The organism is Desulfomicrobium norvegicum (genome assembly GCF_900114595.1).
Lineage (GTDB): Bacteria > Desulfobacterota > Desulfovibrionia > Desulfovibrionales > Desulfomicrobiaceae > Desulfomicrobium > Desulfomicrobium macestii.
Genome location: NZ_FOTO01000015.1, coordinates 21,267 through 43,219 on the forward strand (window position 1 = coordinate 21,267; position 21,953 = coordinate 43,219).

The following is a 21,953-nucleotide window of genomic DNA, read 5'->3' on the forward strand; positions in this document are numbered from 1 at the left end:
GATTTTGTCCCGCATGGTTGTAATCAAGAGGGCGTCAGGCCAGGAGGCTCGCTTTCGTGATGCTGACGATATCCTGTTCGGAGAAATCCAGCTCAAGGATGTCCCTCTTCGAAATGACCTGCCAGGTTCCATTGTATTTTGTGAAAAGCTCCATGTCCGCGCTGTGCATGTGGAACACCGCGGTTGAAAGCTTCAGGAGATATCGATACCTGCCCCAGTCGACTTCCGCTTTTCTGCCAGTAGGCAGATGTATGGTGTCTTTGGCCTGCAGGAGGATCTTGACCATGTCGAATTCGAGGACGCATTCCAGCATGCCGTCCTTTTCCTGCTCTTCAGGCTCCCGCGCGAGCTGTCCGCCATCCAGGCTAAACGTCCCATTCCTGATCACCCCGACCCCGGCCGAGGCCGGACCGAGCATGGCCAGGCGGACGCAGCGCGTGGTGACGCGCAGGCGCTTGCCCACGACGTCGACGCTGATCTGCGGGCTGAAGAGCTCGACCACGTTCTCGTGCATGCTCTTGAAGAAGGCGAACCAGTCCTCCACGGCGAAGGGCGATTTGATTGTATGGATGGGACACGCATCCAGTTTGGTGCGGGCGTCCGTGGCCCAGTAATTGTTCTTGGCGGCCGATTCCAGGACTCCGTCCTGAAGCGAAGCCGCCGCGACGGAGAACGCGATGACGAGGACGAAGCCTCCCCAGCCCAGAACGGGCACGACCGCCAGGGAGGCCGCGGATGCGGCGGTGAAGAGGGCCGCGTCGTAGTCCCGGGTCTTGTACAGCTTGCAGAAGTCCATAAAGGTCACGATTTGGGCGATGGCTATCGTTGTCACCCGGCAGGCGGACGACGTGAACAGCCTGGCCAGCAAGGTGCTGGCGGAGCGCGTCACCCTGGTAGCCAAGGCCCACTGTATGAGCGTCAGGCCGTCCGCGGTCGCGGACAGCAGATCGCGCACAAAAGGCATGGGATCCCTGCGGGCGGACCGCAGCTCCTCGGGCAGACGGTGGACGGCCATGACCAGATTGACGGCGCTCAAGACGCCGTCCAGGGCGTTGACGGCCTGGCCCAGGCGGGTGATGAAGTGATGGCGGGTTTCGGCGTGATGGAGTGTCGTCTCTGCATTGAACCTTTCAATATGAGATACGCCGAATTCAACGCCTCTCACCCCATATTGCGCATAACTCTGCCGCCAACTCAGCTCCCTCTTTTCCAGCTCGGTCCGGAAGGCCTTTTCCAGCTTTTCAGCGGCCTCCTCGGCTTCTTTGCCCTGCGCCAAGCTCTCGCGCAGGTCGTCCAGCCGTGTCTGCAGGCCTAGAACCTCCCCTACGTGGGCGACGCGCAGGTCCGTAACGCTCATGGACACGCCCAGATCACCGCAGTTGATTTGATATTTCTGAATAAAGAGGATGTGTTCGCCGTCGAATTTGATCCTGGCGATTTCAGCTTCCTTGAAGATTATGTTCATGGATTTGCCCACACCCAAAGGATCGCGCCGGATCTCCACATCCTGTACAGTTAACCACTCCATGTTCTTCTGCGCCTTGGCCAGGTCAGCCTTTGCGTCAAGAACTGCGTCTTCCGGGCCGTACGTGCTCCCGGCCCTGCGCGCGGCATGGTGGTCATCAATGGTCCGGTTCAGATTGGCCCGAGCCTGGGCAAGGGCCCGTTCGCTTTCCGCAGGCCGCTCACCGCTTTGCGCCAGCCTGCGCTGGGCGTCCCGCTGGAGCTGTTGCGCCTCGTCGAACTTCGCCTTCGCCTCTTCGAGTTTTTCCAGGTCCTTGGCCAGGAAGGCTTGCATGGGCACGGACAACGCCTGGGCGCTGGTCTTCAGGATGCCCATGGCCCGCTCTGCGTCGGAATCCTCACGGATTTCCTCCAGCCCCGGGACGGGGGCGTATTCGCTTTTGTTCATCCAGGTCTCGGCCAGAAAGAGCCCCCGGCCCAAGGTGTTGGCCGGTTCGGCCGCAGGCAGGCCGAGGCGTTTGTTGAAGGCGGATATGAGCGGCAGGACTCCCTGGATCGTCTCCTCTTTCCTGGCTCGCTCCGCCAGATATCCCGTCAGGCTGGTGAGGATGAGACCGTATTCGTTGCCGGGCACGGCACCCTCGCCAACCGTCTTTTGGAACAGCTCCGCCAGGGGCGAATCCTGGGCTAGAAGTTTGTCGAGGATGGCGAATGATTGCGGCCTGGACGCGATATTGTGAAACGCCCCGGCCAGGATGGCCAGGCGGGCCACGGTCAGGGGATCGGCTGGGATTTCATCGCTGTTGAAGGCCGTGGCGGGGTCCACCGGGCAAGGATTTTTCTGGTCGTCGCTCAGGAAGAAATTCCCGAGCTGGAACTGGAAGGAGTAGATGGGCCTCGTGTCCTGCACGAGGGCCTGCCAGCTCCCGGTGATGAAATTCAGGCGATCCTCCAGATATTCCAGCGCTTCGGAGTGGCTTCGTTTGAAATTGTTGTAGGGCGCGAGGTCCGGCAGGAACGCTGCCCTTGGCTGCTCAGGTTCGTAATGGCAGTCGCCGGGCCTGACGGGCGGCTTGATGACGCGATTGTCCTTCCTCCCCTTCGACTCCACATAAAGCCTGGTCAGCTCCCCCGAAACGATCATGGGTTCGTGCCAACGCGCATACAGGGACAGATCTTCCAGACCATCGCTATACGCCGCGACCATGTCGTAGATCATGCCCACGGGGTCGGCCAGACAGGCCACGTGGGTGTCGTGGTGTGTCGACTCCGGCAACGGTTTGGCGCTAAAGGGCGAGGCCGAGGCATCCCAGCGTTTCCAGGGGGAGAGTCTGCCGCACAGTTCCTGCGGCGACCATTCCTTGCTTTCCGCCGGTTTGCGTTCCTCGAAAAGGTTGACCCCCGCGCCCTCTTGGCGCAGCCGCAGCAGGCAGCCGGGCTCTTCGGCGTATTCCTCCACATGGTTGGGCAGGTCGTCGGCATGAAAGCAGGTTGGGGATGCTTCATAGGAGTACTGGCGCAGTCCGGGGTTCACCGCCTTGCCGAGGGTCACGAGTTGCATCTGCCCGAAAGGGTCGGCCGCGAGGTTTTTGCGCATTTCCTTCCAGACGTTCCGGGTGCGGTCGTCGGGCCATTGCTCCTCGGATTCGGGGATGCGGATGAAGAGCATGTAGAGCTGGCTCACCTCCCGTGGCACCGCAATGGTGTCCGGCCTGCTCGCAAACCCCGTGCTGCGGGGTCCGTCAAGCATGGTCAGTCTGCCGCCCTTGGCAGCGAAGACGGCAATGTTTTCTTCGGTGGGGTTGGAGTTCCACGTGGCGAAGACATATCCGTTGTCCAGGGTGCGCAGAGTGTAGGTGTGGTTGACCTTGGGCAGGTTCGCGCCCGGCTTGAAGGCCCTTAGCACGTTGTCCGGGATGGTGCAGTCCGTGTGCGTGCAGAGAGCGAAGCGTACGGGGATGATGTGTCTGAAACTGCAAGGGATGATTTTTACCTCATTGATTAGCGGCATAAGGCGATCCTCCGGTGAGCGGGTATGGTCGTCTTCAGCAGATGCGCATCGAAGTCTCCGGTCGACTCCGGGTTGCCGTGCAGCAGCGTTCGGATATCCAAAAGTTGTGAGAAGTCTGTGATGCCGTATTTCTTCTGCAATTCGTGGCATTCGGCCCTGACCGCTTCCCGTTCGGCCTCGTTGACGGGTCCGTGGGAACGGCTGGACATGATGCGGACATCGCAGCCGTGAAAACGTCTCGAAAAGGTTTTTTCGCGCTCTGTGAGGTCGCCCTTCAACGTCGCGATATGACGGTCGAGAAGCCGCGTTTCCCGGAGTTCATGGAAGTCGTCCAGAAAGGAGAGCGGGATGCGCAACGCTTCTCGCACCTGCGTTCGGTCTTCCGGAATTTCGCAATGGACCCAGGCTCCGATGCTCTCGGCAATGTCGGCGCGCAAAAGAATGGAGAACAGGCCTCGCACCACAAACGGAAACACTGCCGGAATCTGCATGCAGTCGCACAGCACCTGCGGGTCCTGCCATCGGCACAAGGTGTGGCCCCCTGCTTCCCTGGACGGAAAAATAGCCTGGGTCAGCGTGGCGGCGGTCGTTTCGTGATCGCCCGGTCCCGAAAGAAAGACGCCGAGACAGGAACATCGATCTTCCGTGAGAAACCACTCCACCAGAGGGCTTTGCGCGGTTACGCTCACCAGCATGGGGCTCAGGGAGAGCAATGCTCCAAGTGACGGGTTCGACGCAAACAGGAATGCGTATTGAGGATTCTGCTCAAGGCTGAAAATGTCTTGCAGGCAGTCGTTCTTTGCCGCGCCTTCCAGGAGCAGCCAGGTGCGGCGTCCGGATTCGACTTGGAGCCGGAACCACTCATCGACCAACGTAGTCGCCTTGATCATGAGTCCTCCGTATGGATGAAACCCTCGCGGTCTTCGCATGCCTTGCACAGACATTCGGCCTTCGGACCCGGCGGGACATCCGGAATTTCCGAAACAATCGGCAAAAGCGGCCTCGCTCCAGACCCCGAACCCGGTCCGCCTCCGGCGTTCATCTTCACGATCTTGCCGACGATGGTGATCCCGGAGGCGTTGAGTTTGACGAAGTTGCCGCCGACCTTGAGGGTCAGCTCGCTCCCAGCCTCCAGCACGGTCTTGACGCCAGCTCTGGCGTGGACCTCGCCTCCTGTGCGCAGCAGCCATTTCCGGCCGATGCTGCCGTGGCTGCTGCCCCTGACCGTCAGGTGGTCGTCCGAGAGCAGTTCGACTTTGCGGTCTTTTTCCACTGTCTGCTGGTCCTCGCCTTTCACCAGCGAGTAGGAAAAATTGTCGATGGTGCGGTGCTGGTCGCGCAGGATGTGTTCCTTCCAGTCATTCTTGACGTGGACGTTCACGTCCTTTTCGGCGTGGGCGTAGATTTCTTCCTGGCCCTTTTTATCTTCGACCCGCAGCTCGTTGAAGCCTCCGCCGCCCGGCGAGGACAGGGTTTTAAGGACCGTGCGCGTCTTGTTTTCGGGCAGCTGGTAGGGGACCGGGTTTGCGGCGTTGTAGACCCGGCCGGTGATCAGCGGCCGATCCGGGTCCGCCTCCAGGAAGGAGACGACCACTTCGTGCCCGATCCTGGGGATGGCCAGGGTCCCGTACTGACTTCCGGCCCAGCCTTGGGAAACCCTGATCCAGCAGGTCGTTTTTTCGTTGTGGGCGCCCTTCCTGTCCCAGTGGAACTGCACCTTCACGCGGCCGTATTTGTCCGGGAAGATCTCTTCGCCCGCCGGGCCGGTCACGATGGCCGTCTGTCTGCTCGCGATGCGCCTCTTGCGATGCTCCGACGCGGGTACGAAGCGCGTCGTGTTCAGGATCGCCTGAACATGGGCCGCGTACGTCATGCCCCGGTCGGGGGCCTCGTGCTCCAGCACCTGCGGCTGCTCGCCCCGGTGTTCGACGCGCACGAGCCACCAGCGTGAATTCATGTCCGGGCGTGCATGACCGTGGAGTTCAAAGGTGAACCCGGGGATCATCCGCGACACGTCGGTTCTGGCGTCGATGCGGCGGCTTTGGTTCATGTGCCTGAGCATCTCGATGTCGGCGTAGCGTTTGCCTTCCTTCTGCTGCCGGTAGAGGTGCGGATAACGGTACTGCTCAAGCATCATGCCCGGCGGAACCGGTGCCTTGCGTGCGTCCGTCTCGGTCTGGGCGGCCGTGAGGCCGAGGCGCGTCTTCTCGAAGTTCCATTCCCTGAAAGTGGCGGAGTCGCTGCCTATGGTCTGGCTGAGTTCGATGGATTTTATGGTGGCGGCGTCCGTTTCCGTGCCCGCGCCGGGATGGAAACGCAGCGTGCTCTCGCCATCTATCAAAGGCCCGCCCTCGCGGTCCGAAAAGCAGAGCACATGCCGGTCCTCGGAGTGCTCGAAATAGAAGTAGATGCCTTCCTCCTCGCACAGCCGGGAGATGAAATGCAGCGCGGTTTCGCCGTACTGTACGCAGTATTCGCGGGGTGCGTAGTCGAAGAAGCATTTGAAGGCGTACGAATCCCCGGTGAAGTTCTGTTCTTTGAGGATCTGCTCGATGATCTGCGGCACGCTCATGTTCTGGAAGATGCGGTGGTCCGTGGTCAGGCCCAGGAACCAAAGGCGCGGGACAAGCAGGCAGCGGTAATGGGTGTGGTACTTGGTTGAATGCAGCTGTGACAGTCCGCGGATGATGCCATGCACATGACGGACTCCGCCGCTTTTGTCGGCTATACTCAGACAGGCCGGCTTGCGCAGAAGCTCTGCGAAATCGACGCGCGCAGAGTCGTGAACGAGCTCGATTTCATATTCGAAGGGTTTGTGGACTTCTTCGGCCCCGGAAAAGGCGTAGACTCCAAGGCCTGTTTCGGATGGTGTGCTGAACGTGAACCACTGGGTGTCGGCTGGCGGCGGATGCGGCATGGAACCTCCCTGTCCGCAGTTTGGCTGGCGGACGTTTTCTATCCATGTTGCCAGCTAGTTCCAGACCGCGCATTGGGGAGGATGTGTAATTTCAGGGTAATTGTCTGGGGATCAGGAGGGGGTATGCGATGGGTTTGCGAAGACGCAGACGGGAGATGAAACCCGAGATCGCAGGGTGCAAAAAAGAACCGCAGGCTCGCGCCCGCGGTTCTTTCATGCGTCTTAAAAACGACGGGGGCTTACTGGAAGAGCGCCCCCTGGCTGGCGAAGAACACCTGCGAGGTTCCGGCCGCGCCCAGCGTGTTTTTTTCCGCCGTCAGTTCCATGCGGTAGCCAAAAGAGATGTACAGCGGGCCGGACGAGCCCAGTGATTCGGGCGTGAGGTGGAATTCGAAGGGTACGCCCTTTTCGTGGTCCAGGCTCGTGGGCAGGTAGAGGCGCAGGTCCTTGGCCAGGACGCGGCTCTGGTCGTCGCTGAGGTAGATCTGCATCCACAGGTCCTGAATCCAGGTCGCCCATTCGGGGATGGCGCCGGCCACGGGAATGGCCGTGCCGGAGACGATCAGCCTGTTATCCTCCAGGCGGCTCGTGTAGTTGAATTCCCAGTAGCGCATGACAAGGGTCTCCTGCTGACCGAGGGTCCAGGGGTTCTTGTCCAGATGCACGACGCTCAGATGCGCGCACCCCGTAAGCAGCAAAACCGCAATCACAAGCGAAAATATCAGACGTGGACGCATGCTCGTCTCCTTGCATTTCATCGTGATCATCACAATTTGGGACTGCCCTGCACTATCATCTCGGCCAGGGTCAGATCAACCCGGGGCAGGGCGCGGATTTGCCTGGGGCCGACGAACTGCACTTCGAGCTCCATGAGCCTGGTATAGAGCGCCGTGCGGTCCAGGACAGGAAAGGAGTCCGCCCCGGCGCACAGCTCTTGGCTGCGGAAACAGCCTGGGAAATCGATGGCGCGGCCATCGGGGTAGCGCAGCCTGTTGGGCACGCCGTGCAACCTGCAGATCATCAGCCGGTGGGCGTAGACGCCGCAGCGCCCGTCGTCGTTCAGCGGACACATGATCGACGGGCGTTCGCCCCGGGACAGGGCGTCCGTGGCCTCGCGCACATAGGCGCGCGCCCGCTCCTCGTAGGCGGCCCGGCGCTCGGCAGGCAGCTCCTGAAGGCCGTGCAGCAGATAGGCCCACTCGATTCGGGTGTGGTGCTGAAAGAAACTGGTGCAGCAGTTCTGCGGGCAACCGTTGCAGCTCAGGCCCAGGGTCTGCGCGTGGGCGGAGTAGCTGGTCTGCATGTCGGCGTAGAGGGCGGCCAGTTTCCGGAAGGCCTGGGCGGGAAGTATTTTCTTGATCACGGCTCGTCCTGTGTGGTTCGGGATAGTCCAAGGATGATGGCGGAGCAGGATTGATCGGGAGTTGCTCCGTCAGTGTCCACCGTCAGCTGGGCGTAGCGTGCATACAGGGGGGCGCGTTCGTCGTAAAGGTCTTTGAGGGTCTGGCCGGGGCCGATGGCCAGTCCTCTGGAGGTCGGATTGGTCAATCTGTGGGAGATGGTCTCAAAGGACGACTGTATGTAGACAATGTGCCCCTGGCCACGCAGATGGGCCATGGCCGCCTCGGAATAGACCACGCTGCCGCCAGTGGCGATGACGCATTGGCTCAAGTGCACGCGCTGAATCTGCTGCGCTTCGGCCTGCACGAAGGCCTCAAGGCCCAGGTGATCCCTGATCTGCTGCAGGGGCGCGCCCCACCAGGCTTCCATGAGCAGGTCCGTGTCCACGAAGGCCCAGCCCAGCCGCCTGGCCAGACGCCTGCCAAGGGTCGATTTGCCTGTGGCGGCCATGCCGATGAGGATGATGTTCTGGTGATTCATGCTTTCGATCCGTCAAAAAAAATGAAGCCCAAGCATGACGCCCGGGCTTGTTGGAACACGGGAGGCGCCGAGGCCGTCAGCCTCCGAGATACGCTTTTTTCACGTCGGGATTGTTCATCAGTTCCCGGGCGTTGCCCGAGGCGACGATGGCCCCGGTATCGAGCACATAGCCCCGGTGCGCGAACTGCAGGGCGATACGCGCGTTCTGCTCGATCAAAAGCAGGGTCATGCCCTGGGAATTGAGTTCCTTCAAGGCCCGGAACATGTCGTACATCAGGAGCGGCGCAAGCCCCATGGAGGGTTCGTCGAGCATGATGAAGTTGGCTCCGGTCATCAGCGAGCGGCCCACGGAGAGCATCTGCTGCTCGCCGCCGGACAGGGATTCGCTGCGCTGTTTGCGGCGCTCGAAGAGCCGAGGGAAGAGGTCGTAGACCCGCTTGAAATCCACCTGGATCTGGTCGTTGTCCTTGCGCGCGTAGGTGGCGAGCTGCAGGTTCTCCTCGACGGTCAGGTTGCCGAAGATGTGCCTTCCCTCGGGGGACAGGGCGATCTTGAGGTCCTGTACGACCTTGTGCGCTTCCGTGCCGATCATGCTCTTGCCCTCGTAGAGGATGTCGCCCTGGGTGATCTTCGGTCCTTCCGGCGGCGGGACGCGGGTGATGGTGTGCAGGGTGGTCGTTTTCCCCGCGCCGTTGGCCCCGATCAGGGTGACGATCTCACCCTTGGCCACGGTGAAGGAAATGCCGTGCAGGGCTTCGATGTTGCCGTACTTCACATAGAGGTTTTTGACTTCGAGCAGCATTATATATTCTCGTCTCCAAGATAAGCTTTGATGACATCCGGATTGTTCTGGATCTGTTCCGGAGTTCCTTCCGCGATGGTCACGCCGAAATCGACGACCTTGATCCAGGAGCACAGCGACATGACCACGTCCATCTGGTGTTCGATCATCCAGATGGCGATCTTGAATTCCTTGTGAATCCAGCCGATGAGCTTGATCAGATCGTTGACGTCGGACGAGTTGAGCCCGGCCGCGGGTTCGTCGAGCAGCAGCAGCGCCGGGTTGATGGACAGGGCGCGCGCTATTTCGACGCGTCTTTGCAGGCCGTAGGGGAGGTTCTTGGGCTTCTCCTCGGCGAACTGCCGCAGATCGAGGGCTTCAAGGATCTCATAGCCCCGGTCGGCGATGCGCTTCTCGTTGCCCATGTAGCGGCGGGTGCGCAGGAAGGCGTCCACGAGATTGTAACCGAGGTTGTAATGCTGGGATATCTGGATGTTCTCAAGCACGGTCATGTCGTGCCAGAGGCGGATGTTCTGGAAGGTCCGCGCTATTCCCATGGCCGTGACCTGATGCGGCTTGAGACCGGCCAGGGACTTGCCCTTGAAGACCAGGGACCCTTCCGACGGCGAATAGAATCCGGACACCAGATTGAACACCGTGGTCTTGCCCGCTCCGTTGGGACCGATGAGGGCCATGAGCTCGTTGCCTTCGATGGCAATGGAGAAGTCCGACACCGCGCACAGGCCGCCGAAGGTTTTTGTCATGTTTTGAATCTGCAAAAGGGACATAGAAGCTCCGGATGATGAATACGATCGCTTTTCGCTGTTGTGAGCGCGTTACTTGAACGAGTAGAATTTTTTCAGTTTCGGGAAGATGTCGGACAGCTCCCGATTGCCCATGATGCCTTCGGGCCTGAACTGCATGAGCAGGATGAGGATGAGGGGAATGATGACCCATTTCCAGACCTGACTCAGCTCATAGCTGTCGGGGAGCAGGTGCATGTAGTGCATGGCGGTGTCCATCCAGGGGATGATGAAGCGTAGCGATTCCAGGAGCAGGGTGAACAGGATCGCGGAGATGACCGAGCCGCTGAGCGAGCCCATTCCGCCAAGATAGACCATGACCAGGCATTCCGTCGACTTCAGGATTCCGAAGGAATTCGGGTTGATGTAGCCCAGAATGTGGGCAAAGAGGCCGCCCGCGATGCCGGCCAGGCCGCTTGAAAGCATGAAGGCCACCAGCTTCATCCTGTTGGTGTTGACGCTCATTATCTCCGCGGCCACCTCGTCCTGCTTGATGGCGATGATGCCCTTGCCGTAGGTCGAGGTCACGTAGCGGCGGATGATGAACACCGTGCCGAAGGTGAAGACGATGACCCAGAGCAGAATCCAGGGGATGTCGTAGCTGTCGCTCATGGCGAAGAGCACTTTCTTCATGCCCATGAAGCCTCTGGCGCCGCCGATCTTGTCTATGTTGATGATGGTGCTGATGATGATGAAGTTGGCCGCGATGGTGATGATCGCCAGGTAGTCGTCGCGGGTCTTGAACGAGGGAATGGCCACCAGCACGCCGGCCACCGCCGCGGCGGCTCCGCCGATCAGCAGGGTGAAGGGGAAGAGATAGACGGCCGTTTCCGGGGGCAGCAGCGCCGCGCCGAAGACCTTGTCGTCGGTGAAGAGCATCACGTTGATGACGGACGTCACGTAGGCGCCAACGGCCATGAATCCGGCATGCCCGCAGGCGAACTCGCCCATGTAGCCGTTCACGATGTTGAAACTGCTGGACAGGATGATGTTCACACCCATGAACATGATGACGGACTGAATGTACAGGTCGATGTATTCCTGATGGGACATGAATACTATCACACCGGTAATCGCCAGCAGGAGCGTGGGGACGGTTAATTTTCGCATTGAATTCCTCGAGTACCAAATGAAAAAGAAGAGAACGCTCGATCCGATTCTGTATCCGTCTTCAGATCTTGGTCGTGCCTGCCACGCCGAACATGCCCGTGGGCTTGATGCACAGGATGGTCATCAGGATGGCGAAAGCGATCAGGTCCCTGTAGGTCGACGGGAAAACCGCGACGACGAGAATTTCCACGAAACCGAGGAGAAAGCCGCCCAGGAAAGCCCCGCGAATGTCGCCGATCCCTCCGACTACGGCGGCGATGAACGCCTTCCAGCCGATCATTGCGCCCATGTAAGGATCCAGGATGGGATAGGAGAGGGCGAAAAGCAGTCCCGCCAGTCCGGCGAAAGAGGAACCGAGAATGAACGTGAAGACGATGACCGTATCGATGGGGATGCCCATGAGCGGTACCGCGAACTTGTCGTAGGAGATGGCGCGCATGGCCATTCCGATCTTGGTCTTGGTGACGATGAAATGCAGAAAGATGAAGACCAGGATTGCTGAAAACACGACTCCGATTTTCAGGTTGGTCATGCTCAGATCGCCGACGGTGTAGACGACCTTGTCCACGAGTTCGGGAAAGCTCTTGCGGCTGGCACCGAGCAGCGCGAGGTTGCCGTTTTCAAGAACCAGCCCGCACATGAGCGCGGTGATGACGACGTACAGGCGATGTGCGCCCTTGCGGCGCAGCGGCCGGTACGCGATGCGTTCCAGCGATACGCCCACCAGAGCGGTGAGGATCATGGTCAAGGGTATGACCATGGCCAAAACCACCCAGCCTGGGAGCGAGACGGCCATGCCCAGGATGGCCGTGGCGATGAAGAACGCGATGTAAGCGCCAACCATGAAAATGTCGCCGTGCGCGAAATTGATCAAACGCAACACGCCGTACACCAGCGTATAGCCAAGCGCGATCAGGGAGTAGAAACTTCCCCACTGAAACGCGTTGAAGAGGTTCTGGATAATACTTGCGAGCACGAGTTTTCCCCTATGAGTCCAGTGTCCCGTTGACTTCTGTTGACAATGAAAGGCCCCGCCGGGCTTTGAAACAAAAAAAGTGCGCGGAGTTCAAACCCCGCGCACCTTGATCAATCTGTTACGGGCAAACGGATTTGGTGAACACGAATTCGCCCTGCTCGCTGATCTTGACGACCACCGCGCATTTGATGGGATCGCCTTCGGCGTCGAACTTCATGTTGCCGGTGATGCCCGGGAATTCGGGGATGGCGGCCATGGCGTCGCGGATGGCCTTGCGGTCGGCGCGGGTCTTGCCGGACAGTCCGCCGGTGTTCTGGACGGCCTTGAGCACGAGGTTGGTCGCATCCCAGGTCAGCGCGGCCACGTCGGCGGGCTCATAGCCATACTTTTCCTTGTAGCGGTCGATGAAGACCTTGGTTTCGCCGGTGGCGCCGGCGGCCGCGTAGTGGGTCGAGAAGTACTGGCCCTTGCAGTTGTCGCCGCAAAGCGCCATCAGCTCGGAGTTGCCCCAGGCGTCGGCGCCCATGAAGGGGTTCTTCCAGCCGAGGTCGTGAGCCTGTTTGATGATCAGCGCAACTTCGTTGTAGTTGTTGGGCAGGAAGATGAAATCGGGCTTGGCGGCCAGGATGGTGGTCAGCTGGGCGCTGAAGTCCTGATCCTTGGAGGAGTAGGATTCGAAGCCAACAACGGCGCCGGCGCCGTTCTTGGCGTTGAAGTCATCACGGAAAATTTCGGCCAGGCCCTTGGAGTAGTCGTTGTCGAGGGCATAGAGGACGGCGGCCTTCTTGGCGCCGAATTGCTCCATGGCGAAGTCGACGGCCACGGGACCCTGGAAGGGATCAAGGAAGGCGGCGCGGAAAACCCAGGGGCGGTCCTTGGTGGTGTCGGGGTTGGTGGACCAGGGCGAGATCATCGGGGTCTGGTTGTCGTCGCAGACCTGACCGGCCGGAACGGCCTGCTTGCTGGAGTTGGGGCCGACAATGGCCAGCACGCTGTCGCGCTCGATGAGCTTCAGGGCGGCGGAGACGGCGGATTCAGCCTTGGACTCGTTGTCTTCGTAGATGAATTCGAGCTGGTACTTCGTGCCACCGACATCAAGGCCGCCTGCGGCGTTGATGTCTTCCTTGAGCATCTCGGCGGCAAACTTTGATTCTTCACCCACTTTGGGGATGTCGCCGGTCAGCGGGATGTTGAAACCGATCTTGAGGGTCTCGGCTCCAGCAGCCGCGGCAAAGAGCAGCACACATGCCAGGGCAAGTAAAACACGGGCGGATTTCTTCACAAACAACCTCCATGAAGTAAGTGTTACAAAGTGATGGCTTTTCTAATGGAAATAACCAAAAAAAGAAAGTTATTTTAGGTGCGTGCACGCTTTTCGACGAAATTGCGGGTCCCGCAAAAGAACTTCGTGATTCAGCACCTTTAGCCCTGAATTGATTGTGCAATCATTATGCCTGAACGACACGAAGGCGAGATGCGGTCCCTGAGAGTGCGCCAATGTTTGACAATCCGGATGGATTGGTATTTTTGAAAAAGGGCAGGTGGGTATTTACTTGGGGGCTCGATGTCGAAATTGTCAAAACAAAGAGCGGCCCTGCGTGGTATATTTACATATTTGTGCAAAAGGCCGGGCTTGATGCGAGGAAGAAAACCTTGCCAAAGGGCAGGGGGGGACTTAGAAACCATGGTCCTGTTCAACGAGCCGGGAGGTGTCCATGACGGAGCGGGTGCACAAGATCATAACGGACCATGCGCATGAAGGCGCCGTGCTGCGCAAGACCTTTTTTGCCGACAATGCCGCCCAGGTGGCCGAAGTGGCCCGGGCCATGGCTCTCAGCCTCACGGCCGGCGGAAAGATCCTTTTCTGCGGCAACGGCGGCAGCGCCGCCGATGCGCAGCATTTCGCGGCCGAGCTGGTCAACCGCTTCATGATGGAGCGGCCTCCGTTGCCGGCCATCGCCCTGACCACGGACACCTCGGCCCTGACCGCCATCGGCAACGACTATTCGTTCGACCGGATTTTCAGCAAGCAGGTCCAGGCCCTGGGGCGCCCGGGGGACGTGCTGATCGGCATCTCCACCTCGGGTCGCAGCGCCAACGTCAACGAGGCGCTGCGCGTGGGGCTGGAGAACGGGCTGGTCACGGTGGGCCTTGGCGGAGGCGGCGGCGGAGCCATGCTCGCCCACTGTCATCACGCCCTCATCGTGCCGGACACGCGGACGCCTCTGGTCCAGGAAATTCACGGAGCCATCGGCCACCTTCTGTGCGGTCTGGTGGACTATTATCTGTTTGAAGCGGTTGCGGAGCTCGAACCTTTCCTGGGTTCGGAGCAACCATAAGGAGGAAACATGCCCATCTTCGAATATGTCTGCAATTCCTGTCACAAGGAATTCGAGGAAATCGTTCTTGGCGGGGAGCAGCCCGTCTGTCCGACCTGCGGAGCCGCGGACACGACCAAGCTCATTTCGCGTGGCGTGTTCCGGACCGGAGGCCCCATCGTCATGGGCTCTCCCTCTGCCAGCGCCATCACCACCAGAGGCAAGAGCGGTTGCGGTACCTGCTCCGGCGGCAATTGTTCCAGCTGCGGCTAAAATCCTAAGGATCCATTCTTGATGAACACCATTCGCATCGCCACCCGTGGCAGCAAGTTGGCCCTGTGGCAGGCTCATCACATTTCCGGTCTGCTTCGTGCCCAGTATCCGGGCATGACCGTCGAGCTCAACATCATTAAGACCAAGGGCGACAAGATCCTCGATGTGCCCCTGGCCAAGATCGGCGGCAAGGGCCTTTTCGTGAAGGAAATCGAGGAAGCCCTCCTGGCCGGCGAGGCCGACATCGCCGTGCATTCCATGAAGGACGTGCCGGCGCAGCTGCCCGAAGGTCTCAAGCTCGGCATCATCCCCGAGCGCGAAGTGCCTACCGACTCCTTCCTGAGCGTCAACTACCCTGACATCGCGTCGCTTCCGGCCGGAGCCCGGGTCGGGACCAGCAGCCTGCGCCGCCAGACCCAGCTCATGGGTTTGCGCCGGGACCTGTGCATCCTCTCCCTGCGCGGTAATCTGGACACGCGGGTGGGCAAGCTCATGGCCGATGAATTCGACGCCATCATCGTGGCCACGGCGGGCATGAACCGCCTCGAACTCTCCGCTCCGCACATGCAGGAGCTGGCCCCGCCCATGTTCTATCCGGCAGTGGCCCAGGGGGCGCTTGGCATCGAGTACCGCGCCGACCGGCCGCAGCTGGACGAGCTTCTGGCCTTTCTGGACCATGCGCCTTCCAAGGTCTGCGTGGAGGCGGAGCGGTCTTTTCTGTTCGGTCTGGACGGAGGCTGCCAGGTGCCCATCGCCGGCTACGCGACCCTCAGCGGCTCGGAACTCACCCTCACGGGCCTGGTGGCCGATCTCTGCGGTGAGCGGGTCATCCGTCGCCAGGCTACGGCTCCGGCAGACGCGGCCGTCGCCCTTGGCGCGGATGTGGCACGGGCCGTGCTGGCCGACGGCGGCAAGGATATTCTCGACGAGGTCTACCGGAGCGGCGCGGCGGTCTGAGTCGGATCCTGATCTGGAGTGCAACGAAAAAGGGCAGGCGGTTTTTCCGCCCGCCCTTTTGACATTTCGGGCAGGGTCATGGCTGCTCGTCGCTATTCTCCGCTGTGTACGCCGGCCGCCGAGAACGTGGCCATGTCGGTGTAGAGGTTGGCCGCGCTGCGCAGGATGAAGATGGCCATGGCCGCGCCGGTGCCTTCTCCGAGACGCATGTCCAGGTGCAGGAGCGGGGTGGCCTCCAGACGCTGCATGACGGCGGCGAACCCGGGTTCTGCCGAGGCGTGGGAAAAGAAGGCGTATTCGGCCACCAGCGGGCAGATGGCGCGGGCCGCGACATAGGCGCTGGACGAGATGAATCCGTCGATGACCAGAGGCATGCCAAGGCTCGCTCCGCCCAGGATCATGCCGGCCAGGGTCGCGATTTCAAATCCTCCGAGGCTGGCCAGGATATCGATGGGGTCGGCCTTGGCGATGGTGGGGGCGTGCAGGGCCAGGGCCTTTTCGATGACCGCGATCTTGTGGCGCACCCCTTCGGCCCCAAGGCCCGTGCCGGGGCCGGTGATGGCGGCGGGGGTCAGGTCCAGGCAGGCGCAGAAGAGGGCCGTGGCCGGGGTTGTGTTGGCGATGCCCATCTCTCCGGTGCCGAGGGTCACGATGCCGTCAGCGTGCGCGGCCTTGGCCAGGGCGATCCCGTTCTCCAAGGCTCTTACGCATTCCTCACGGCTCATGGCCGCCTCTGTGCTCAGATCCCTGGTGCCGGGCGCGACCTTGCACTGGACAAGGGCCGGGTGATCGGGAAACCTGCCGCCCAGGCAGCCCGCATCCACGACCTTGAGGTCCACATCCGCGGTGCGGGTCAGCACGTTGATGGCCGCGCCGTTCATGACGAAATTGGTGACCATCTGCCGCGTCACTTCCTGGGGGAAGAGGCTCACGCCCTGGGCGGCCACTCCGTGATCCCCGGCGCAGGTGTAGATGCGGGCCGGGTCGACCCTGGGCGCTTCGCCACCTGCCATGGCCACCAGTCGGCAGGCGACCCGCTCCAGGACACCGAGGCTGCCTTTGGGTTTTGTCTGGGAATCGAGGTGGGCCTGGGCTTTTTGGAAGAATGCGCGGTCAAGGGGGCGGATCTTGGCGATGGTGGACTGAAGCATGGATATGAAGCCTCCGGAATTTCACGTTATTTTGATGCGAATTATCGCGTTCAAAGGGCTACAGGATGGAGAAAACGATGACAAGAACGGATTTGAAGGACTACGGCCCCATTTTGGTCAGTGCCTGTCTGCTCGGGATCTATTGCCGCTATGACGGACGCTGCGAGACGGACGAGAGGGTCATGGCCCTGTCAGAGGGTCATGTCCTGATCCCTGTCTGTCCGGAACAGCTGGGCGGTCTGCCCACGCCGCGTTCGGCCGTGGAACTGCTCGATGGCCGGGCCGTGACCAGGGACGGGGCCGACCTGACCGAGGCCTTCGAACGCGGTGTCCTGCAGGTAGAGCGAGTGGCCCGTCTGACCGGGGCCCGGGCGGCCGTTTTGCAGCCGCGCTCGCCGAGCTGCGGGCGGGACATCATTTATGACGGCACCTTTTCCGGTCGACGCATCGAGGGGGACGGCGCCCTGACGCAGTATCTGCGGGCGCAGGGTTTTTTGCTGCTCGTGCCCGACGAACTTGACTGACCCGGGCTCTTTTCTTTTGTCACGGATGAATTAACAATACTGGAATCATCCGGATGAACGGAGGGAGCAATGACAAGCACGGCAAACAGGCGCGAATTCGAGCGTCAGCGAAAAGAGGTGAGGGTGCGGTACAGTCTGCTCGGCAGCGAGGAATACAGCGATGCCCGGCTCGTGGACGTGAGCGAGGGGGGGCTTTGCATGGAGACCAGCACGCCGCTCAGGACCGGCACCCAGATCTATGTACAGCTTTTGAACATCAATCCCGAAATTTCGGGGCTGGCCGCGCACAGGACCTCCCACGGCAGGGTGCGCTGGACCAGGGATTTGGGCTGTTTGGAGCAAACCCGTTTCGGGATCGGGGTGCAGTACACGCATCCTGTCTGTCACTGATGAACGCAAGCAGGAAGAAGCATGTCCGCATTTGAACAGGAGCTTGAGGCGACCGGGGAACTGTTGAAGAATGAGAAAATTTCCAAGGAGTTGGCGCGGGCTCATGCCAGATCTCTGGCCTGGTTCAGACAGAACCTGGCCGAGCTTGAAGCGGCGGGCTGGAGCGTTGACGAGCTGTACCGCATCGGCACCCTGTCGTTTCCCTATTCGGAGTGGGGGCCGGGCTGGCTGACCTTGTGGAACAATGAAAAATGTTCGCCCCGGCTGGGTCGTCGGGGCGAGATAGAGTTCGTCCTGCACGAGGCGGGTGGGGACGTTGTACAATCCTGCCGCCTCGACAAGAGTTATTTGTCCTGACTTATTGTCCCTGGCCCAGGGTCTCGTTGCCCGTCGGCACCGGGTCCACTTCCGGCTGGGGCTCCAGGGCTCGTTCCTGCACGGCTTCCGCCGTCCTGACCAGAAGATCTCCGGCCTTGGCCACGCCGGCCATTGATGCCGGGTCATCCAGACTGCGCCGGTGCACCCATTGCGCCATGTAGATCAGCTCAGAGGCGTCCATGCCCTGCGGGTTCGAAGCGCTGACGATGGCTTGCAGGAGACGCTGGCGCGAGATCTCGCGGGTCTGAATGGTGGTCTTGATGCGGGCGCTGGCCTCGTTTCTGGCCGAGATGGTTGCCTCTTCCCCCTGCATGTTCCAGAAGGCCAGGTGCGCCTGGCTGACACTCTCCATATCCTCAAGATATTTCGTGACCAAAAGCCGGATCGAGTCCGTTCTGGCCAGGCTGCTCATGGTCTTGCCGATGGTTTTCAGCCGCGCCGCCAGCAGCGTCAGCATTTCCTTGCGCTGGGCCTCGCTCACGACGGCCATCTGTCCTGAAGGCAGGGTGTAGGTGGTAGATTGCAGCGCCCGCTCCAGGCTGTCCAGAAAGAGCGGCGTGTATGCCGCGTGCAGAAAATCGAGCACGGGCTCCTTGAGCACGTGGGTGAAGATGACCTTGCGCGCTCCCAGCGTATCGGCCGGATCGACGTTCAATCCGTTGAAATCGACTCCGTAGCGAATGTTCACGGACTTGACGTTGAGATCGAAACGTCCCTCGGCTCCCGGATTCTTCTTGGTCCCGCCCGGCAGATAGCGGTCGACCAGATAGCGGCTCATATCCTCGATGAAGTCATGGCGCACGATCTCGTCGGCCGGGAAGGCAGGCGCGGTGGCATTGCCTTCTGCGGTGGCGTTGTCTTCAGGCGTGGTGACGGTCGCGTTGACGGGTTCCTGCACGGCAACCACGGGGGCCGGCTGTCCTGTGCCTACCTGCCAGCGCTGCGGGGCCACTTCCGTGGCGACCGGTTTCGGAAAAAAACGGTCGCGGTTCTGCATGAACCAGTAGCCGCCGGCCAGAGCCAGAATGAAAGCGATGGCGAGAATACGTTTCATGAGCTTCTATGCCTTTGTGGCGCAGTTAAACATGGATTGGGGTTGTCCGGTGGATTCCATGACCGATCTCCAGTAGTTGGAGTAGATGTTGAGCTTGCGCCGCTTGGCGGTGACCAGGGGCAGGGGCAGGTAGAGGTAGCGCTCCTGCAGTTTGGACACGACCATCCCGGTCTTGCCGGCCATGGCCGCGTGCACGGCATGCTGTCCGAGGAAGCCGCAGTAGATGCGGTCGTTGGAATTGGCCGGGATGGAGCGGATGATGTAGCTTGGATCGATGTATTTGAGGGTGTAGGGAAAGTCCTCGGCCGCGAAGAATTTTTTTATTTCCGAGCGCAGCACATCGCAGATGTCGCCCAGGATGGGGTTGCCCGAGAGATCGACCTGGTTGTCGATCCGGCAAAGGTCCTGACCGGCCCCTTCGGCCACGACGATGACCGCGTGCTGCCGCTGCTCCAGGCGGGTTTTGAGCTGAACCAGAAAGCCGTCCGGGCCGTGCAGCTCGAAAGGCGCTTCGGGGACCAGCACGAAATTGACCTCTTTCAGGGCCAGGCTGGCCTGGGCCGCGATGAAGCCCGACTCCCGGCCCATGAGCTTGACCATGCCGATGCCGCCGGGTGCTCCCAGGGCTTCGATGTGGGCGCAGCGGATGGCCTCGGTGGCTTTTTCCACGGCCGTGTCGAAACCAAAGGAGCGGGTCACGAAGTTGATGTCGTTGTCGATGGTCTTGGGGATGCCGATGATGGAGATCTTGAGCCCCCGCCGCAGGACCTCCTCGGTCACGGAGCCGGCAGCCTTCATGGTCCCGTCGCCGCCGATCATGAACAGGACCGAGATGTTCATGCGTTCCAGCGCGTCCACGATCTCTTCCGGAGCCTGGGGCCCGCGCGAGGAAGACAGGATGGTGCCGCCGAATTCATGGATGTCGCGGACGCTGTCCGGGGTCAGTTCCATGATGTCGTGCTTGTATTTGGGGATGAAGCCCTGCAGGCCGTAGCGGATTCCGTAGATTCCGGAGATGTGATAGTTGTGGTGGGCGCTCATGACGATGGCCCTGATCACGTCGTTGATGCCCGGACACAGCCCGCCGCAGGTCACGATGGCGCATTTGGTCTTGGGCGGATCGAAATAGATTTTTTGCCTGGGTCCCGCCTCCTCGAATTCATAGACGTTTTTTGACGTCGCGCCGTCGAGGATTTCGCTGGAGAGATAAAGGGGCATCTTGGAACTGTCGTCGATATGGTGGCAGTAGGGCAAGGGATTGTCGACCTTGCATGGGCCAAGGGTGGGGACGGAAGTATCGATGCGTGGCGCGGTGCCCATTGCGTCTCCATGAGGTTGCGTTCTTGAAAAGGGCGTTGAAATGAGAAAAGCTTCCTGTTTGTTAAGCCAGGGTGGCCTAAAAAACAAGAAGCGCGGCGAGTTGTAATAATTCAGGAGGAGCGTGCGGTCTTGAATGCGGGGATGATGTCGGCCAGGGCCGCGTCAAGGTCCGGAAAGGCGAATTCGAATCCAAGGCGCACAAGTGCCTCGGGCTGGCAGCGCTGACCGGTCAGGAGCATGCCGGCCGCCTCCCCGAGGGCCAGGCGCAGCGCGAAGGCGGGTACGGGAAGAATGGCCGGCCGGCCCAGGCTCTTTGCCAGGCTGTGGGTGAAACTCGCGTTGGTCACGGGTTCCGGGGCGCAGGCGTTGAACGGGCCCGAGGCTTCAGGCGTTTCCAGCAGAAAGCTCATGACCCGCGTCAGATCGTTGATGTGAATCCAGGAGAACCACTGCCGCCCGTGCCCTATCCTGCCGCCGAGGCCCAGGGAGAAGGGCGTGATCATCTTGGCCAGCGCGCCGCCATGGCCAAGAACCACCGAGATGCGCGGGATGACCACCCTGTGTCCGAAATCCCGGGCATGCAGGGCCTCGGCTTGCCAGGCCTTGCAGACCTCGGCCAGGAAGCCGTTGCCGCGCGGGGTTTCCTCGGTGCAGACGGTGTCTCCGGCGTCGCCGTAAAAGCCTATGGCGTTGGCGCAGAGCAGTGTCTTGCCCGTGGTGCGGGCCAGGGCGTCGACAATGTGCCGCGTGCTCATGACCCTGGATTGCAGGACGGCTTCCTTGCCGGCCTTGTTCCAGCGGGCCATGACCGGGCTTCCGGCCAGGTTGACCACCGCGTCGTGCTCGCCGACCAGATCCTGCCAGGGGCCCGGCGTGACCGGATCGGCGGTCACAACGCGAATCGGAGGGGAAAATCTGGCCTTTCCGGAGCGGGCGGCCACGGTAACCTCGTGGCCGCGCTCGGCGAGATGGGGCACAAGGTGCGCCCCCACGAATCCGGTCGCGCCGAAAGCAAGGATCTTCATGGAAGCCTCCCGTCCGTTACAGCCCGAAGTGTTTCTGAATGTAGCCCGACATGACCGCCTGTGCGTTCTCGTGACATTCCCCGCAGCCGGTGCCGATCTTGGTCATGTCCTGCAGTTCCGAGAAGCTTCTGACGCCTTCAAGGACGGCGTGCTCGATGTCCTCGTCCGTGACCTGCATGCACTCGCAGACGATCTTCGCGCTCTGGGTCTTGATGCGGTCTTCCATGCCGTTCTTGCCGTAATAGTCGTCGATGGCGGCCCTTAGAGCCTTGTCGCCAAGCACCGAGCAGTGCACCTTGTTGTCCGGCAGTCCGCCCAGCTCTTTCAGGATGTCCTTGGCGGTGATGGCGTAGGCCTGGTCCAGGGTCATGCCGATGACCATCTCGGAGAGGATGGAGGTGCTCGCGATGGCGCTGGCGCAGCCGTATGTCCGCCACTTGCACTCGGTGATGGTCAGGTCCGCGGGGTCGACCTTGATGTAGACGATCATCTCGTCGCCGCACTTGATGTTGCCCGTCTGTCCAATGCCGTGAAAGTCCGCCTCGTTGTCCTCGCGCAGAATGTTGCGTGGGTTCATGAAGTGGTCCTTCACCTTGTCCGAATAGGTCCATTTTGACATG

Annotated in this window: 22 protein-coding genes; 6 read left to right on the plus strand and 16 right to left on the minus strand. The window is 60.9% G+C overall.

The window, feature by feature from the left end:
- Positions 1-34: 34 nt before the first annotated feature.
- From BMZ24_RS16860 to BMZ24_RS16910, 11 genes are all read right to left on the minus strand, one after another.
- Positions 35-3,475, minus strand: a complete 3,441-nt coding sequence (locus BMZ24_RS16860) for a hypothetical protein (protein ID WP_092193933.1) — start codon at positions 3,473-3,475, stop codon at positions 35-37.
- Complete coding sequence (locus BMZ24_RS16865) at positions 3,466-4,365, minus strand: DUF4123 domain-containing protein (RefSeq protein ID WP_161949211.1); 900 nt, start codon at positions 4,363-4,365, stop codon at positions 3,466-3,468. Before BMZ24_RS16865 ends, BMZ24_RS16860 begins: the two co-directional genes overlap by 10 nt.
- Positions 4,362-6,392 (minus strand): type VI secretion system Vgr family protein, encoded by a 2,031-nt coding sequence (locus BMZ24_RS16870; protein ID WP_092193935.1) that lies wholly within the window; start codon positions 6,390-6,392, stop codon positions 4,362-4,364. Before BMZ24_RS16870 ends, BMZ24_RS16865 begins: the two co-directional genes overlap by 4 nt.
- A gap of 239 nt (positions 6,393-6,631) precedes the next feature.
- The gene (locus tag BMZ24_RS16875) at positions 6,632-7,129 is read right to left on the minus strand and encodes a hypothetical protein (protein ID WP_092193936.1); all 498 of its coding nucleotides are present in this window, start codon (positions 7,127-7,129) and stop codon (positions 6,632-6,634) included.
- Positions 7,130-7,158: 29 nt separating this feature from the next.
- On the minus strand, positions 7,159-7,755 hold the full coding sequence (locus BMZ24_RS16880; RefSeq protein ID WP_092193937.1) for a hypothetical protein: 597 nt from the start codon (positions 7,753-7,755) through the stop codon (positions 7,159-7,161).
- Positions 7,752-8,273, minus strand: a complete 522-nt coding sequence (gene thrB, locus BMZ24_RS16885; protein WP_092193938.1) for a homoserine kinase — start codon at positions 8,271-8,273, stop codon at positions 7,752-7,754. The genes BMZ24_RS16880 and thrB overlap by 4 nt, the downstream gene beginning before the upstream one ends.
- A gap of 76 nt (positions 8,274-8,349) precedes the next feature.
- Complete coding sequence (locus tag BMZ24_RS16890) at positions 8,350-9,075, minus strand: ABC transporter ATP-binding protein (protein WP_092193939.1); 726 nt, start codon at positions 9,073-9,075, stop codon at positions 8,350-8,352.
- Positions 9,075-9,842: an ABC transporter ATP-binding protein gene (locus tag BMZ24_RS16895; RefSeq protein ID WP_092193940.1), complete on the minus strand. Its 768-nt coding sequence runs from the start codon at positions 9,840-9,842 to the stop codon at positions 9,075-9,077. Before BMZ24_RS16895 ends, BMZ24_RS16890 begins: the two co-directional genes overlap by 1 nt.
- A 48-nt stretch (positions 9,843-9,890) precedes the next feature.
- On the minus strand, positions 9,891-10,967 hold the full coding sequence (locus tag BMZ24_RS16900) for a branched-chain amino acid ABC transporter permease (protein WP_092193941.1): 1,077 nt from the start codon (positions 10,965-10,967) through the stop codon (positions 9,891-9,893).
- Between the two features lie 61 nt (positions 10,968-11,028).
- Complete coding sequence (locus BMZ24_RS16905; RefSeq protein ID WP_092193942.1) at positions 11,029-11,943, minus strand: branched-chain amino acid ABC transporter permease; 915 nt, start codon at positions 11,941-11,943, stop codon at positions 11,029-11,031.
- 118 nt (positions 11,944-12,061) lie between these two features.
- Positions 12,062-13,225, minus strand: coding sequence for an ABC transporter substrate-binding protein (locus BMZ24_RS16910; protein ID WP_092193943.1), 1,164 nt, complete (start codon positions 13,223-13,225; stop codon positions 12,062-12,064).
- 433 nt (positions 13,226-13,658) lie between these two features.
- On the opposite strand from BMZ24_RS16910, the gene BMZ24_RS16915 reads away from it, so the two are divergent.
- The 3 genes from BMZ24_RS16915 to hemC are packed head-to-tail and all read left to right on the plus strand — an operon-like array spanning position 13,659 to position 15,491.
- Positions 13,659-14,282, plus strand: coding sequence for a D-sedoheptulose 7-phosphate isomerase (locus BMZ24_RS16915; RefSeq protein WP_092193944.1), 624 nt, complete (start codon positions 13,659-13,661; stop codon positions 14,280-14,282).
- Between the two features lie 9 nt (positions 14,283-14,291).
- Positions 14,292-14,534 carry an FmdB family zinc ribbon protein gene (locus BMZ24_RS16920; protein WP_092193945.1) on the plus strand — a complete coding sequence of 81 codons (243 nt, stop codon included), beginning with the start codon at positions 14,292-14,294 and terminating at the stop codon, positions 14,532-14,534.
- A gap of 21 nt (positions 14,535-14,555) precedes the next feature.
- Positions 14,556-15,491 (plus strand): hydroxymethylbilane synthase, encoded by a 936-nt coding sequence (gene hemC / locus BMZ24_RS16925; RefSeq protein WP_092193946.1) that lies wholly within the window; start codon positions 14,556-14,558, stop codon positions 15,489-15,491.
- A gap of 92 nt (positions 15,492-15,583) precedes the next feature.
- On the opposite strand, the gene cobT is transcribed toward hemC, so the two are convergent.
- A complete protein-coding gene (gene cobT / locus BMZ24_RS16930; protein WP_092193947.1) occupies positions 15,584-16,642 on the minus strand; it encodes a nicotinate-nucleotide--dimethylbenzimidazole phosphoribosyltransferase in 1,059 nt (352 codons plus the stop codon).
- Between the two features lie 77 nt (positions 16,643-16,719).
- Between cobT and BMZ24_RS16935 the strand changes: the two genes are divergently transcribed.
- The 3 genes from BMZ24_RS16935 (at position 16,720) to BMZ24_RS16945 (ending at position 17,913) form a co-directional block, all read left to right on the plus strand.
- Positions 16,720-17,166 (plus strand): 2-thiouracil desulfurase family protein, encoded by a 447-nt coding sequence (locus tag BMZ24_RS16935; protein WP_092193948.1) that lies wholly within the window; start codon positions 16,720-16,722, stop codon positions 17,164-17,166.
- A 69-nt stretch (positions 17,167-17,235) separates the two neighbouring features.
- Positions 17,236-17,556, plus strand: a complete 321-nt coding sequence (locus BMZ24_RS16940) for a PilZ domain-containing protein (RefSeq protein WP_092193949.1) — start codon at positions 17,236-17,238, stop codon at positions 17,554-17,556.
- 21 nt (positions 17,557-17,577) lie between these two features.
- The gene (locus BMZ24_RS16945; RefSeq protein WP_092193950.1) at positions 17,578-17,913 is read left to right on the plus strand and encodes a hypothetical protein; all 336 of its coding nucleotides are present in this window, start codon (positions 17,578-17,580) and stop codon (positions 17,911-17,913) included.
- Position 17,914: 1 nt separating this feature from the next.
- Here the strand turns inward: BMZ24_RS16945 and BMZ24_RS16950 are convergent, their stop codons facing one another.
- From BMZ24_RS16950 to BMZ24_RS16965, 4 genes are all read right to left on the minus strand, one after another.
- Entirely contained in the window at positions 17,915-18,988 is a 1,074-nt protein-coding gene (locus BMZ24_RS16950; RefSeq protein WP_092193951.1) for a hypothetical protein, read from the minus strand.
- A gap of 6 nt (positions 18,989-18,994) precedes the next feature.
- Positions 18,995-20,308, minus strand: a complete 1,314-nt coding sequence (locus tag BMZ24_RS16955; protein ID WP_092193952.1) for an ATP-dependent 6-phosphofructokinase — start codon at positions 20,306-20,308, stop codon at positions 18,995-18,997.
- A 110-nt stretch (positions 20,309-20,418) separates the two neighbouring features.
- Positions 20,419-21,333, minus strand: coding sequence for a TIGR01777 family oxidoreductase (locus tag BMZ24_RS16960; RefSeq protein ID WP_092193953.1), 915 nt, complete (start codon positions 21,331-21,333; stop codon positions 20,419-20,421).
- Positions 21,334-21,349: 16 nt separating this feature from the next.
- Entirely contained in the window at positions 21,350-21,952 is a 603-nt protein-coding gene (locus BMZ24_RS16965; RefSeq protein ID WP_092193954.1) for an iron-sulfur cluster assembly scaffold protein, read from the minus strand.
- Between the last annotated feature and the right edge of the window lies 1 nt (position 21,953).